Genomic DNA, 14,424 nt, shown 5'->3' with positions numbered 1-14,424 from the left:
ATTTTGTTTCAGGCCTAAAGGTCCTTAGTATATATACTTGCGTTGGAAAATTTTATAAAGGATAAAAAGAGGATTACTTTCTCACCAGTTTAAATGTCTTTTCTTTGCTACCACTTTGCAGTGTCAATAGGTAAACACCCGGCTGTGGAAGATAGACTTTAGTGGAGAAATATGTATCTGGCATATTCGTCTGACGACTGACAAGAGCTCCACCCGTCGTATAGAGCGCCATATCCAATGGAGCTACTTCGCTCAGTTCCACCTGCACACTGACATATCCATTTGCCGTTGGATTAGGACTTACACTTACATTCGCAAAGAAGTCACTACTTCCGTCAGAAGGGTTCATGGAAGGAATTTCTGTGATACCCGTCTTAGATATCTGAAACTCATTCTCTGCCTTATTGCCCACATGATCTGTCGTTGTAAGGAGGTATTTCCCTTCTATGAGTCCGTCAGCAGACTGTATGCTGTCACTTGTGGTACGATTGAAAACAGACATGTGTTCTCTCTGTAGGGTCATCTTGTAAGGGGCGATACCACCTGTTACCCTGACAGAAAGTGTTCCTGTACTACCGCTCTTCTCCGTTGGTTGCTTTACTTCTATTGTCGTAAACATATCTTTGGCAGCTCGTAGCGTGAAGACATCACGCCTTCCTAACGGTATATTCTTAAAGACAATACTGTCACCAACAGTCGTATTTGCCTTATGATAGCTTAGAGTTTTGACAGAAAAGCTACCCGTTCCTGTAGGATCAACGGCAAGATAGTAGCTCTCACCTTCTGCAAGAGGCTGTATCTGGCGTAGCTGCTTGCTATCAGCTACAACATCAACATTAGGCTTGTCAATCCGTGTTACTGTATCCATCCATCTTCTACCAAGCCACTTGCCGTAAGCCTTACTCTGGCGGAAAGAAAGTTTACCATTGTTGTCACCCCAAAGAATACTCTCACCATCTTCAAGAGGCTTACTCATACTGATTGTAAGAAAACCGTCTTCCTCACAGCTCTTGGCTCTTGTCTTATGCAGGGCAGAGGCTTTGTCTGAGATAAGACCAGCTATACGGTGGCTATAGTCCTTGTTGGTATACCCATTCCAAATAACCTCGCTTCTTGAATTAAGGTAACTGCTGCGAAGGCTCACGTCATATTTCAAAGCAAGATAGCTTTCCACACGGCACCGTTCTGTATCAGAAAGGCGGCGATCGAAGACAGTATACTCAACAGTCCTACCATCAAGGTTCTTTACAGGCAACTTAGCATTCCCATTCCGACCGATATGCAAAGTCTGACCATTACCCATATTGGAAGAGGTCGTATAGCTATAAAGTCGCATTTCAGGCAACGAGTCCTTGGCATAATTCATGAATGTACCATCGCCAAGGTTAGCAGCACGTTCAGTTGTCTGTATACGGGTAATAGCTTTTCCACTTCCAAGAGACCATATTGCCTGCTCCTTTTCGCCATATACCTTACTTACGCCTATATAGGTAAGTCCAGCACCAGCAGAGACACGGACAGAGGTAGAATCGTGTGACCATACCATTGGCTTATCTACACCACCAGGGGTCTGAGCAGTAGCAGAAAGAGTGGATAGAAAGAAGAAAACTGCTGTGAGGTATTTATGTTTCATTTAAAGACCGTTTTAATATGATTGTAGTTATGCTGCTTATTTAGCTTTGCCAATAGGAAGACTGTAACCAATGGTAAGGCTGACAGTCTGAAGATTATTCATACGCTCCTGATAGCCATAGTCATTGGCACTGGTGCGGAGCATATCATTAAATCCGAAACCGTATTCCAGTCCTGCCTCAAGACCGTTCTTTATATCAACATAGCCAATTTTTATAGTAGGAATGAATACTACTCGTGCTTTGACAGATTCTCTCAGATGATCTTGGGTACGTTCAGCCTGCTGTCGGTATACCTCTCCAATGCGGTCATTGGTGAAGTCGATATTACGGCTACCAAACGGAATAGCGGCACTAATTCCTGCTCCCATATAGAACTTTGGGAAAGCATAGAAACGAAGCAGGACTTGTGGAGTAATGAAATTATAATGAAATCGTGTAGTCTCGGTTACATTTTCAGGTATCTTATGCTCTGTCAGCTTGCTGAGAATACGGGTGTAATCAATGCCCAGCTCAGCACCTAATCTACGATATTGCCATGTGCCAAAGATTCCAATACGAGGATTTACACCACCACGTTCACTCATTGTGAAAGTAGGGCGTATATCATAGTTCTCAATAATACTGCTTAATCCTGAAATGCTGGAATAACCAACTCCAGCTCTGAGTCCTATCCGAAAAAGGTGATAGTGAGGAAAAGAATAAGTTATCAAAGATAGTGATTCTTTCGGATTCTCCTGTACGATGGAGGGCTGACTATTCATAGAGTTGTCAAGAACATGTTCACCTATTTTCAGATTTGTTGGCTCATTGTCTGGTTCGCTCATCTCATGTTTTCTAATGGCTGTTTTATCGTTTAAATATGAAAGGTCAGTTGATAATGATGGAGAAAGGATAGGCTGCTCTGACGAGGAATGTTTGCCATTAGCAGTTTTTCTTGTCCTGCTTGATTTTTTAATTCTCCTTGTATTGATACTTGTAACGTTTCGGGGCACATTCCCCAGCTTATTATATACACAATCTGAACGTCCCGAATCCTTCTGCACTTTTGTCTTGTCTAAAGAAGAAGAGACATGCGGTGTAGTAGATTGTGATGGTGCCTTGTCTGCTGTCTTTTGTTCTATACGCTGCTCAGACTCTGGATCGTCATTAACACAGCGTTCTATACCAAAAAGAGTAGCTATGCCAAGAAAGATTCCTGCCAGAATATAACGTTTTTTCCTGTTGCTCTTGTCCTTCATAGATAAACTCATAAGGGTTAAGGTTTAAAAAGATAGCTGATACTTAGCTCTATGTTCTGTCCATGGGTTGAATGTTCTGCCCAGTTATAGTCATTACGCTCTGTCTTAATGGTAGAGTTCAATCCGAGGAAGTAACGTAAGTCTATATTCCAATGCTTGCCTATTTCATATCCAAAACCACCGCCAACAGCAATATCTGGCTGTCCTGTCAACTTCTCTTTCATTAGACGTTCCGTCTCATCGACAGTGGCAAAATGATAGTTTGCAAACTTACTGTCTTCTTGATTACTCTCGTAAGATATGCCCTTGCCATTAAGGTTAGCTCCCGCGCGTCCTCCAATTGAAATATTGAAGCCTTTGCGCCAAGGATAAATCTTCAACAGAGCAGATACGCCAATGTAATTATAACGAGGTGTTACCTTATAGTTTAACTCCTTATTATCATTATAGACAAGCTGTGAAGCCTTCTGCCAATAGCTAAATCCACCTTCAACACCTATGATGGAACCATCAACATGATACTGAGCAAATACACCAACTGTTGGCGTAAGCTGCCACTTGTCTTTGGAACTGTAATTGGAATAATAGTCTTCAGGAACAAGAATCCTATCCAGACCAGTAGTGACAGACATGCCGCCACCTAAGCGGATGCCTAACTTGAAGGCGGAATCTTGCGCGGATAAATGCCCGCATGAGAGACATAGTGCTAATACGGTGACTGACTTGATGATGTTCATATTGCTAACTGTTTAATAATTTTTGCAAAAATACGAAAAACAGTGAAAATCAACCGTAACTATCGTAAATTTAACATTTTTGTAGGCTTAATTTTCTGTAAAAGGAATGAATAGTATGAAAAACTGTGGACGAGAGGTAAAATCCATTGAGTTTGTTGGATATTTCATTTTTAGTTACTATCTTTGCCGTATTTATTGGTCTTTGAAGTATTGCAGAATAAAGAAAGGAAAAGAAACTCGCTCGTTTCTTAATCGTTCACCTTAATTATATCATATATTCTGCTTTCTATTAGTAATCAGCCAATTACATTCATACCCACTACTTTTATGCGGAGATATGCGATTTTCGCACTGCCAAGGACATCGGCATTGACAGACCAGAGAAGAATGAGATACTGCATAACATACCACCGACACCCGAGCAGGAGGTGTTTATTAGCAAGCTGATGGAGTTTGCCAAGAGTGGCGATGCCACAATCTTAGGACGTGCACCTCTGAGTGAGAGCGAGGAAAGGGCAAAGATGCTAATTGCAACAGACTACGCCCGCAAGATGAGCTTGGATTTACGCATGATTGATGAAAATGGCTACTCAGACCATATCGACAACAAGGCGAGCCACTGTGCGAAACTACTCAATGACTATTACAAGAAGTTCGACGCACAGAAAGGTACGCAGTTCGTTTTCTCTGATTTAGGTACTTATAAGCCCGGTGGAGACTTTAATGTCTATTCGGAAATCAAGCGTAAGCTGGTAGAAGACTATCACATCCCGTCCTACGAGATACGCTTCATTCAGGAGTGCAAGAACGAGAAGGCAAAGAAGGCGATGGTAGATGCTATGAACCGTGGGGATATCCGCATTATCTTCGGTTCTACCTCTATGTTGGGTACTGGTGTGAATGCTCAACAACGTGCCGTTGCGGTCCATCATTTGGACACGCCTTGGCGACCTTCGGACTTAGAGCAGCGTAACGGACGAGCTGCGCGCAAGGGAAACCTTATCGCCAAGGAGTTTGCGGACAACAAGGTTGATGTGATTATCTATGCTGTAGAGCGGTCACTGGACAGCTACAAGTTCAATCTGCTGCATAACAAGCAATTGTTTATCAATCAGTTGAAGACCAATACGCTTGGCAGTCGTACCATTGACGAGGGTTCAATGGATGAGGACAGCGGCATGAACTTCTCAGAATATGTAGCAGTGCTTTCAGGTAATACCGACCTTTTGGAAAAAGCCAGATTGGATAAAAAGATTACCACCTTGGAATCCGAGCGCAAGAACTTCCTCCGTGAGCGTGATGCCGCAACGGGCAAGTTGGCAGAGATTGAGAGTTCTGTATCCTTCCATACGGACAAAATCAAAGAGGCACAGTCTGATTTAGCTCTCCTTGAGAAGCGTGTGGAGCGTGATGATGAAGGTACACCTATAAATAAACTTACAATCAAAGGTGTGGAAGACAGCACCGATATCAAGGCTATTGCTGCACGTTTACAAGAAATAGACGAGAAAGCTCGCACCAAAGGGGAGTACAACAAAATTGGCGAAATCTATGGTTTCTCCATTATGGTCAAGACAGAGAGCACTTCCAAGGATTTGTTTGACTGTTCGGTGAATCGCTTCTTTGTGAAAGGGCAGGAGTCTATCTACTACACTTACAATAATGGAAAGTTGGCAACTGACCCGAAACTTGCGTGTCAGAACTTCATTAACGCCTTGGAGCGTATTCCAAAGGTGATAGAGTCGCACGAGAAGGAAATGGAGAAAGTAACAGCCAATAAGGATGTTTACATTACTATTGCAAACAGCTCGTGGAAAAAAGAGGACGAGCTTCGCTCACTTAAAAGTGAAGCTGCGGAGCTGGACAGAAAAATAGCCTTAACACTTTCACCTCCGGAAGAGGAACAAGATGCAAAGGATGAAATGAAACAAGGAGAGGGTCTGTCTGGCAACAATCATTCTGTCGGGAAAGGGAATGATAACCTTTCTGTTCAGGATGCAGAAGAGGAGAAACATTCGCAGAGTTTCAAACCGAAATGGCGACATTATCCTTAATGTTATTCCTTAGTTCTCTCTATTAGATTTTGGCAAATAACGCTTGTTATTGCCAAAATCTAATAGATTACTTGTGTTGTTTACTATTTGCTTATCCTAAACCTTTCTTGAAGTTCGGATAGTGCAGCTAATAGTTCTTCAAATGAAGGTTTTTTCCCATAAATCATTGATTCCATCATTGCCTGATAGTCTGATTTCCATTCTTCAAGAATATCTTTCCGGGGGACAATCCTGAGACGTTTGCGTACATCAGGAGTATAATCCACATCTTTCACTGAAGTATAAATTTCTCTATGATGACGAATAGATTCCCATAATGCATCATCTGCAATGGCTTTCTTTGCAAAATCTTTATTCATCATGACGTAAAGGTCATAAAGATGTCGGCTCTTGCGCTCTGCTATCATTCCGTGTCCGGGAATGGAGAAGAGTTCGTGAAGCAAAAACGCCTTTTCAAGGAATGTCTTTGAGGGAATAGCAGTATAAACGGCACTGTCAGCCAATGGTGTAATCGGAAGATGCTCTCCAATAATACTTTTAATTTGTATTGATTCTGTCGGTTCAAGCAATGAACGTGCACTCACTTCCAATACAATATCAGGGCGGAGATATGTAATCTCCTTGTCAAAAACTGATTTGTAGTGAAGATAAATCTGACGTGGCTCGGGATAGGTGGTGTCACCTTCGCCATTGGGTTGGGCATTAACTGTGACAAACGACAGCAAGCCTTGTCTTTTTAGTTCTTCACAAATCATAGGGGTTAGTTCCTCTAAAACAAAAAGCGATGATGCCTTGCGCAATTTCTTGATTTGTTTTTTTGTGAGATCTCCTTCAGGAGCACCAAGAAAAACAGGATTGACAGCAACATCTATATCTTCCGAGAATCGCTCTATAAGTTTCCAACCTTTGCTCAGACTTGTGCCGCCTTTGAAAACGAGATGCTCTGCTATAGGAAGTGAAAAGATAGTTTGCAAGATTGCAGTTACCCAAAAATCTTTCTCTATCACTTGTGCGGGTAACCCAACTTTATCTGCAATTGATTCATAGACGCTTTTCCGTTGTGAGTCGGATAATCCAAGAAACCTATTCATATAGACCAACTATAAATTCCCTTACCTTTGATGGCATCAGTTTGAGGTCGGCAACTTGAAGGTGAGGATTTTCGTTTAACTTCATTTTAATGGTAGCAACCTGCTCATTAGTCAGGTTCTCTACTTTCCAGTCTTTAAGGGCTGTTGTTAAGAGAAGGGCCAACCGGCTACGGATGGAGAAATATCTGGGAGAGGCGCGCTTGAATCTTATGTTTTTCCCTTCGCCAAGATTTATAGTACGTGAGACGCCATCGGTTAAGTAAGCTATGTTCATCGGTATCTGTTGAGTCAGTCCTAACTGGTATTGGGCATAAAGCCCCGTTGGGACAATTCTTGCGCCATCCCTTTTTGCCATTGCTTTGGCAATATCCTCAAGCGATGGAGGAACCATACCCAGGCCATATACTTTTTCCATTTTGGGGTAGCAATAAATGCCACGTGCAACCCTAAGCATCTGTCCTTTTTCTACGAGACGTTCCAAAGCCTTATTAACGGCATCTCGATTGCCATACGAAATAAAATCCCCCACAAAAAACACAGAACCACGTCCGCGCTTCTTTGATTTTATAAGTATTTCACTTTCAATGCTTTTTGTCATAATTATAATTGTATTTTGTCGTGAAATAATGCATTATTCACGACAACAAAGGTACATATAAAATCTCATAATCAGCACAAAAAACGGAAAAAAGTACAAGCTTAGCGAGCTATGCCAGTATTAATGTACGTATTTTCAATTTTGGGTTCTGCGGGATTTAGTGTGAATTAACATGCCGTATCCCGCATTAAGCGGCACGAAATTCGTATCTTTGTAGTCTGTATGAAGAAATCAAGACCATCGGCAGAGGATATGGTACTGCCGAACGCTATCGGATAGCGATTCTATTCTTCTATGGTGATCTAGACATATGTTAACTCACACTAAATCCCGCAGAACCCAATTTTGTAACCGTTATTTTGTAATGTAACTGCTTGCATTTACACAACAAAACAACAATAAAAACCAACAAATACGCATCACCAACTATCTCGCCTTCTCAGCATCTCGTCAATCTCTTCCCGGAGAAAAAGTAATCGCCCATTGGCCTTGAGATAGGGAATTTTCCCTGCCCACACCCAATTATAGATGGTCTTTTGTTCTACTTTGAGTATCTTGGATACATCAATGATATCCAAGTATTCGGGTTTCAAGGGAGGATGGACAGTTATATCAACAGATTGCTCTTGCAGAATCAGCAGGCGGTCGAGTTTACCCTCGACGCTTATCAGCTTGTCGAACAGGCGTTTTTGCCAAGTGTCTTCGGTTTTATAATCTATGTACGGCATAGTTCTCCTTTTTGATAGTTACCATTGGTATCTTGTGACAAGATACGTTGTTCTTTCATATAGGCGATGTATTTCTTTGCAGTTCTGTCCTTGATTTCCATTTCTCGCATCAGAACCTCACAAAGTTCTTGGTAAGTGAGCTTGAAAGAATTTCGGAAGGCTTCTTTGACAACAGCAATGAGTTCCTCAGTCTTGCGCTTTTCCTTGTCCTCTTTAGACTTCTCGCCACGATAGACGTGCATGTCCTCAGCCTTATCCCAGCCGAAAAGCATCATCGGTACGTCCAACGGACTTCCGTCACGGACTTTCAATGCCTTTACGACCGAGTATTCGGGATTATCGTCTTTCTCAATGGAGAGTATCCCTGCTGCCTTTCGTTGAAGTTCCGAGCCGATATGCCCACGGAGTTTAATACCATTTGGTACGAAGTGTAGCACGCAGATGATACAGGTATTATAAATCCCCGCCAAGCGATAAAGCTCGTCCACAATGGCAATACTTTCCGTTTCATCGTTGGCAGAACGTATTAAGTCGGCTATTCCGTCAATCACTACAAGATGGATGCCTCCATGCCTGTGATGGAACAAGTCCATACTCTCACGGATAAGGTTCAGTCTGTCCTTACGAGACAGAGAGGCAAGGTACAGAGAATGGCAAAACTCCGGTACTGCCGTCAAAGAAGCCCTACGCAGTGTCTTACCCAAGTTCTTGTGCAACTGTGCCTCGGACTGTTCCGTGTCATAGTGTAGGACCGCCAAGCCTTTGGGATTGGCGGTAATCTCTAATCCCAAGGTCTTCTCTATCGGCAATCGTTTTTCTCCCAATGTCCCAGCAAGAATAGCACCCACATAGTTGCTCTTGCCCGTACCCTCACCTCCGGTAATGCAGAACAGGTTATCCTGTGTGCCGAGTGGCACACCGTTTACTGCTACTACTGATTTGGAAATGTCCGGTGGATTCTCATAATCAATCTCACAGGAACGTAACATCATCATGGTTTGGCTATATAGATCTGAGAACATCTTGGCAAGCAGCTCTTTCAGTTCCTTTGCCCCGTTGCCTAAGGCAAAGAAATCAGAAATGTCTTTTTCAGACTTCGTACCACTTAGCGGAAGTGAAAGGTTCAAGACCTTGTATTCCACCAGATGTTCAGACTGTTTATGTGCCTCCCGTACACCTGTTTCATCCGCATCATATAAGAGTATTATATGCCTAAAACGAAGCTGAAGGCTCTCAATGATACTTGTCGGTATCTGTGCCGTTTCACTATTGAAGCAAATCGCATTGAAGCCGTGTGCATACAATGAGAGTACATCCTTTTCTCCACCTGTAATGAAAAGCATATCTCCTTTGGCAGGAATCTGCTCCATTCCGAAGCAATAAGTCGCAGGCATCCGTCCACCATAAAGAAAGCGGATTTTTGGACTGTGAGGTCGGTATATCTTTACATAGTCATTTCCTATATAGGCAAACATAGGTTCCGTAGGTGAGCTATAAAGTTCAAATTTCTTACCTTCAGCAGATACACTTTCATAGCGTTTAAGACTCCGTACACGAAAGCGACGGAGTGTATCCCCATGGATGCCATAATGTGCCCAATAGTTCAGCAGACCATCGTCAAATGGCTGTATCTCAAAACTATATGGACGTTCTTCCGTCCACTTGGTTATATCAGCCTTAGGAGTGGGAACAATAGTTTTTTTATATGCTGACGTGATATGGCTGCTATGCTTTTCACCATCACATAAAGAATACAATCCAAGTTCTTGTACTATCGTTTCCAATACTTCGGGAAAACTTGTTTTCAGGTTCAAATTACGGAGGGTTGCCACAAACCAGAAGCAATCCCCAGAATAGGTGGTATCTCCATGATCATAGAATTTGTAAGAAGAAGTTTTCCTGTCGTAGTAGATATGGCAGGAAGCCCGCCTGTCGTCATAGAAAGGGCTTCGGAAGTTGCGATGAAGGTTTACCTCAAAGCCAAGGAAATGTGAAAACACATTCAAACCTCCTTGTGTAAGTAAAAGAATCTGTTCCTTTTCTATCATAGTTGTCGGTTTTTAGGATTAATACATGAACTCATGATGAGATTGTCCTTGAAACGGTTGAGCCGACCAAGAATCTCGTCGTTTTTCATACCTGATACGCGAAGCCGGTTACACTTCGTGGCTATCACGATAGACTTGAAGAAGTAGCGTACATCGCCACCCTCCGTGTAGCGATACCGTACCAACTGCTTCTTGCGCCAGCGGTAAAGGGTGGACTCTGAAACATTCAGAGTCCCGATAAGGTCTTTCGTGGTCATCTCCAGCTCGTCGTCAATGTCTTGAATAAGACGGGAGGTGCGCTCAACATACTGCTCAATACGATTGAGCTTGTCTATCAGTTCTTGATAGGCTTGGCTTTCTACTGCTATTATTTCCATCAGCGTAATCGTTTGGTTTTAATTGTTACATGTTCTATTCCAAGTTCACTGACTAACTGTGAAAGTCTTCTGAATGCTTCCTCAGTAAAAACTTCCAGATGAATTTCTGCTATAGGTAAAGGACCGGGCTGCCCATTACGTGCAAGAAACTCAAATATTTTGGTAGACTGGATGCCCACCTTTGAAGCGTACATCAGAATTTGTTCAAGAGTCATTGCTGTCTTTCCTCTTTCCCAGCGCGAAATCCGACTCGAACTAACTTTCAGAATAACAGATAGATACTCCTGCGAATAACCATTTTTCACTCTTGCTGACTTCAGCATTTCCAATAACTTTTTCATACTTATAAAGTTACTAAAGCACCGTTACAAGAGCAACCCGCCACATGCAAATGTTTGCACACTATGCAATCCGTCTTGCAGACGGTGCAAGTTTGTTTGTTAGTAGCGGAATACACAGTGTACCAATAAATATAACGAACTAAATCTAAAACATTTTATTACTCTTATATCTTTGTATAATTATTATTGTTTTGTAAAACTCCAGTGCAAGGTGCAAGTCCCTTTATATATAAGGGCTTGCACCTTGCACTGGAAAATGTAGCAGTAAAATCTCTAAATATTTATGGCACAAAGATTTGGAGATATAAACAAAAAGATCTAACTTTGTACTCCGAGAATGGGAGTGAGCGTGCTTTCAACTGATAGTCAAAATAGCGGTCATAAACCAGTCAGTTTGCTGCTACATTTCTGCTACAGAGACTGTCAGTACAAAAAGGTAAATATTTAGCTAACAGCGATAAGGACATATTGTGGATTAGTTCAGGCTGGTCCACAAATGATTCCCTTGTAATTAATGATTACAAGGGATTTTTTGTTTTTTGAAGGTTGCAGACATAGTCTATGAGATGCTACTAGGAACAGGGGTGCTGTGTTAATGATTGATTTCTACTTCTTTATGTAGCATAGAGTGTGTGGCAAAACTTGAATACGAATTATATGGAAAAGTGAGAATAATGTAAGGGAATGTTTTCTTTGCAGTTTTTATTGGTGTACTTTTACATTGTAGAAGCTTATCCTATTTCTTTTATCCGCACGAAATCTGATTGGTATAAGATTGTTCATAGGTTTGTCTTTTTAGTATGTAATTGCATGGTGATACAACGAAAATAAGCCTTATACCTCCAAAGAAATGATGTGTATTTGGGATTGTTCAGCCTTCCTTTAAGAACAAATTACGCTTGGAGTTATGATGTGTTGTAAGGTGTTTGACCCTCAGCACGTCTGGTGCGGACCACTAACTCCATTGGTGCTGGGCATCAACTCCATTGGTGCTAGGCGTCAGCTCCATTGGTGCTGGGCTGCAATACATGAGTAGAAGATGGTGGAATATGTTTGTTCTTGTCGTGGTAATATGTTTGATAAGATACTAATGACTTACTGATACAGGGAATATTTATCACTCATCAAAGTTATTATGCCTTGTAGATGTACGCTTATGATTATCAGAAGTCCATTTTCTTACAGTTTTTCTAGCTGCATTTTGCCTGTTGATAGCATATATGTTCATTTATTCAGCTTGCTTGTTTATCTGCCTAGCAAGTTGTCTTATATTTGCTCGAGCAGGTTTCCCCGTTTCTGTCTGTGGGATATTGTCTGTATGAAAGATATGCCGTGGCTGCCAAAACTTAGGTAGAATCTTCTTGCAAATAGCGTCAACGATAGTAATGTCGGTTAGTGTTGTCAGCAGTACAACAGCCTCTCCAAATTTCTCATCTGTTATACTTGTTATTGCAAAGCCACCCGATAGATGGGGCTTTAGTGTCCTTTCAACTTCTTCAATCTGAATCTTTATGCCTCCAGAATCAATGACATTGTCTTTTCTTCCGATGATACGAAAGCGTACGAAAGCCTCGTTTTCGTCAGTTTTGAATGTCTGAAGCTCGGCTATATCATTAGTAACCAGTGTTTGATTGCATACTGCAGGAGCATGGATAGTTAGACATTTTTCATGGTTTAGGCAGACTTCTATACCATCCAACGGCGTATACCATTCAGTAGCCTGGGGCCCGTTAAGGCGTCGAAGAGCAATATGTGACAGTGTTTCTGTCATTCCGTAGGTACTCCACACGGCATTCGGGAAGTTCTTTAGTTCCTCTGATAGTTTTTCATCAATGGCTCCTCCACCGATAATCAAGTGCTTTATCTGCATCAATCGTTCCCGTTCTTCAGGTATTTGCAATGAGTTATATACCTGTAAGGGAACCATGGCTGCAAAGGTTATTGGTCTTTCAGGGTTTTCAAGTTGCTGAAGTGATTCAGAAGACAGTGGATGTCCTGACGGTTTCACGCTCAATAGCTGCATACCTCGCTCTAATGTCCGCACTACAACCATCTTACCTGCAATGTAATCTAACGGCATACAGAGTAGGGCAGTGTCGTGTTTCTGTAGTCCAAGGAAGTCACAAGTGATGCGAGCAGAGTTCAACATGCGTTGCTTTTCCACCCATATTGGTTTCGGTTTCCCTGTAGATCCACTTGTATGAACACGCAGAAGGGGGCTGTCATTGTTCCATTCTGAAAGAAATTCTTGTAGTGTCACAATCCTATTCTATTCTTTATGAGGATATTAAATATTCCGATTTGTGTTGTTGACCCACAACTGTTCTCCTCTGATTTCAAGTGGCATGGGGATATTATCACTGAAAAGTTGTCCCGTACCTAAGCCTTGTGCCATAGTGATGTGTGGACCATAGATGTCAGCAGTGAGCTGTGCTATGGCGTTAAGTCCTATGTTACTCTCCAAAGCTGATGTTATCCATGAGCCAATACCTCGCTCTTTTGCCAACTTTATCCATTCCCTTGTACCACTAATACCCCCATGTAGACTGGGCTTGAGGATAATATATTGTGGTTGAATGGTATCTAACAGCTGGTTTTTCTCCGTAAGATTATTGACGCCAATGAGCTCTTCGTCCAACGCAATGGGCAAGGGACTGTTCTTACACAGCCGTGCCATCTCCTTCCATTGATGCTGTCGGATGGGTTGTTCTATGGAGTGTATGTCATATTTAGCCAATGCTTCTAATCGTTGCATGGCGTTATCAGGTGTGAAACCACCATTGGCATCTACTCGTAATTCCACCTCTTTGCGTGAGAAATGCTGTCGGATGTGTTGTATCAGGCGTAGTTCTTTCTTAAAATCAATGGCACCAATCTTTAGTTTTACACAATGGAAACCCGCCTTTAGTTTAGCTTCTAACCGTTGGAACATCTCATCGAATGTTCCCATCCATATCAGTCCGTTGATGGTAATGCCTTCTTCTCCTCTGCCAAAAGGAGTATTAAAGAGGTCAATTCCCCCTCCATTGTCAAGCTGTCTCTTTGCTGTCTCCAGTCCAAAGAGCATAGAAGGATAGGGACGCATCGCCTTTTTGTTAATTTTTCCAGACTGACAGAGGTCATCACAGAAGCCTTTTAGTATCCGTTCATATTCCTTTGGAGGCATAGCATCACATGATAGGTCGGGTAAGGTGGCACACTCTCCGATACCAACGATACCTGGTACATTATCATCAGACAATGTTACGTAATAGCTTTGTCGCGTTGTATATACACCACGGGATGTCCCTGCAGGTTGAATGAAGTGCAGTATGCGTGAAGATAGTTTGAATTGATACATCTAAAAGGCTTCTGTGTTATTTTGTTTTTATGATGTTTCAGTTATTTTTTTACTGTAAGTTGCGATTATACTAACAACATCTTATATGTGTGCGGCACGCTCAACACCATTGGAGTTAGCCCTCAACACCACGTGTGCTGGGCTGCAACACCAGTGGTGCTCGGCTGCAGCACATTGATGAAAAACAGGAAGACATGTGCCCGACAGGCATCCTTGAAGAACCAGTAAGTTACTTCTT

12 protein-coding genes and 1 pseudogene are annotated in these 14,424 nt (G+C 42.1%); 2 read left to right on the top strand and 11 right to left on the bottom strand.

Annotated features, from left to right (window positions below; translation table 11 throughout):
- Window positions 1-73: 73 nt before the first annotated feature.
- From ACZ48L_RS03725 to ACZ48L_RS03715, 3 genes are read right to left on the bottom strand one after another with little or no spacing between them, the layout of a single operon-like run.
- Window positions 74-1,633 (bottom strand): T9SS type A sorting domain-containing protein, encoded by a 1,560-nt coding sequence (locus ACZ48L_RS03725; RefSeq protein WP_464722013.1) that lies wholly within the window; start codon window positions 1,631-1,633, stop codon window positions 74-76.
- 36 nt (window positions 1,634-1,669) lie between these two features.
- The gene (locus tag ACZ48L_RS03720; RefSeq protein WP_464722032.1) at window positions 1,670-2,872 is read right to left on the bottom strand and encodes a PorT family protein; all 1,203 of its coding nucleotides are present in this window, start codon (window positions 2,870-2,872) and stop codon (window positions 1,670-1,672) included.
- 17 nt (window positions 2,873-2,889) lie between these two features.
- Window positions 2,890-3,609, bottom strand: coding sequence for a porin family protein (locus tag ACZ48L_RS03715; RefSeq protein WP_025792285.1), 720 nt, complete (start codon window positions 3,607-3,609; stop codon window positions 2,890-2,892).
- A 323-nt stretch (window positions 3,610-3,932) separates the two neighbouring features.
- Here ACZ48L_RS03715 and ACZ48L_RS03710 point away from each other — a divergent pair.
- Window positions 3,933-5,663, top strand: a pseudogene (locus tag ACZ48L_RS03710) (helicase-related protein); the annotation flags it as partial.
- A gap of 83 nt (window positions 5,664-5,746) precedes the next feature.
- Here the strand turns inward: ACZ48L_RS03710 and ACZ48L_RS03705 are convergent.
- The 6 genes from ACZ48L_RS03705 to ACZ48L_RS03680 all read right to left on the bottom strand — a co-directional run bounded on the left by ACZ48L_RS03705 (window position 5,747) and on the right by ACZ48L_RS03680 (window position 10,846).
- A complete protein-coding gene (locus ACZ48L_RS03705; RefSeq protein ID WP_025792287.1) occupies window positions 5,747-6,754 on the bottom strand; it encodes a nucleotidyl transferase AbiEii/AbiGii toxin family protein in 1,008 nt (335 codons plus the stop codon).
- Window positions 6,747-7,352, bottom strand: a complete 606-nt coding sequence (locus ACZ48L_RS03700; protein ID WP_025792289.1) for a DUF6088 family protein — start codon at window positions 7,350-7,352, stop codon at window positions 6,747-6,749. The genes ACZ48L_RS03705 and ACZ48L_RS03700 overlap by 8 nt, the downstream gene beginning before the upstream one ends.
- A gap of 419 nt (window positions 7,353-7,771) precedes the next feature.
- On the bottom strand, window positions 7,772-8,080 hold the full coding sequence (locus ACZ48L_RS03695) for a helix-turn-helix domain-containing protein (RefSeq protein ID WP_008822851.1): 309 nt from the start codon (window positions 8,078-8,080) through the stop codon (window positions 7,772-7,774).
- Window positions 8,068-10,128: a bifunctional DNA primase/helicase gene (locus ACZ48L_RS03690; RefSeq protein WP_008822850.1), complete on the bottom strand. Its 2,061-nt coding sequence runs from the start codon at window positions 10,126-10,128 to the stop codon at window positions 8,068-8,070. Before ACZ48L_RS03690 ends, ACZ48L_RS03695 begins: the two co-directional genes overlap by 13 nt.
- Window positions 10,125-10,505, bottom strand: coding sequence for a MerR family transcriptional regulator (locus tag ACZ48L_RS03685; RefSeq protein WP_008822849.1), 381 nt, complete (start codon window positions 10,503-10,505; stop codon window positions 10,125-10,127). The genes ACZ48L_RS03690 and ACZ48L_RS03685 overlap by 4 nt, the downstream gene beginning before the upstream one ends.
- Window positions 10,505-10,846 (bottom strand): helix-turn-helix domain-containing protein, encoded by a 342-nt coding sequence (locus ACZ48L_RS03680; protein ID WP_021672407.1) that lies wholly within the window; start codon window positions 10,844-10,846, stop codon window positions 10,505-10,507. The genes ACZ48L_RS03685 and ACZ48L_RS03680 overlap by 1 nt, the downstream gene beginning before the upstream one ends.
- 907 nt (window positions 10,847-11,753) lie before the next feature.
- On the opposite strand from ACZ48L_RS03680, the gene ACZ48L_RS03675 reads away from it, so the two are divergent.
- A complete protein-coding gene (locus ACZ48L_RS03675; protein ID WP_257879316.1) occupies window positions 11,754-11,882 on the top strand; it encodes a hypothetical protein in 129 nt (42 codons plus the stop codon).
- Window positions 11,883-12,074: 192 nt separating this feature from the next.
- On the opposite strand, the gene ACZ48L_RS03670 is transcribed toward ACZ48L_RS03675, so the two are convergent.
- Together ACZ48L_RS03670 and ACZ48L_RS03665 are read right to left on the bottom strand one after the other, a co-directional pair.
- The gene (locus ACZ48L_RS03670) at window positions 12,075-13,106 is read right to left on the bottom strand and encodes an AMP-binding protein (RefSeq protein WP_025792293.1); all 1,032 of its coding nucleotides are present in this window, start codon (window positions 13,104-13,106) and stop codon (window positions 12,075-12,077) included.
- A 27-nt stretch (window positions 13,107-13,133) separates the two neighbouring features.
- Complete coding sequence (locus ACZ48L_RS03665) at window positions 13,134-14,186, bottom strand: o-succinylbenzoate synthase (protein WP_025792295.1); 1,053 nt, start codon at window positions 14,184-14,186, stop codon at window positions 13,134-13,136.
- Between the last annotated feature and the right edge of the window lie 238 nt (window positions 14,187-14,424).

Source organism: Prevotella histicola, from assembly GCF_055385135.1.
Note: the sequence above shows the minus strand (reverse complement) of the source record. Positions and strands in the feature narration are given on the sequence as shown.

Excerpts from the sequence above, each read along its gene's own strand:
- ACZ48L_RS03715 (WP_025792285.1), bottom strand. The coding sequence starts at position 3,609 with ATGAACATCATCAAGTCAGTCACCGTATTAGCACTATGTCTCTCATGC.
- ACZ48L_RS03700 (WP_025792289.1), bottom strand. The coding sequence starts at position 7,352 with ATGACAAAAAGCATTGAAAGTGAAATACTTATAAAATCAAAGAAGCGC.
- ACZ48L_RS03720 (WP_464722032.1), bottom strand. The coding sequence starts at position 2,872 with ATGAAGGACAAGAGCAACAGGAAAAAACGTTATATTCTGGCAGGAATC.
- ACZ48L_RS03705 (WP_025792287.1), bottom strand. The coding sequence starts at position 6,754 with ATGAATAGGTTTCTTGGATTATCCGACTCACAACGGAAAAGCGTCTAT.
- ACZ48L_RS03675 (WP_257879316.1), top strand. The coding sequence starts at position 11,754 with ATGATGTGTTGTAAGGTGTTTGACCCTCAGCACGTCTGGTGCGGACCA.
- ACZ48L_RS03685 (WP_008822849.1), bottom strand. The coding sequence starts at position 10,505 with ATGGAAATAATAGCAGTAGAAAGCCAAGCCTATCAAGAACTGATAGAC.
- ACZ48L_RS03695 (WP_008822851.1), bottom strand. The coding sequence starts at position 8,080 with ATGCCGTACATAGATTATAAAACCGAAGACACTTGGCAAAAACGCCTG.
- ACZ48L_RS03725 (WP_464722013.1), bottom strand. The coding sequence starts at position 1,633 with ATGAAACATAAATACCTCACAGCAGTTTTCTTCTTTCTATCCACTCTT.
- ACZ48L_RS03665 (WP_025792295.1), bottom strand. The coding sequence starts at position 14,186 with ATGTATCAATTCAAACTATCTTCACGCATACTGCACTTCATTCAACCT.
- ACZ48L_RS03680 (WP_021672407.1), bottom strand. The coding sequence starts at position 10,846 with ATGAAAAAGTTATTGGAAATGCTGAAGTCAGCAAGAGTGAAAAATGGT.
- ACZ48L_RS03690 (WP_008822850.1), bottom strand. The coding sequence starts at position 10,128 with ATGATAGAAAAGGAACAGATTCTTTTACTTACACAAGGAGGTTTGAAT.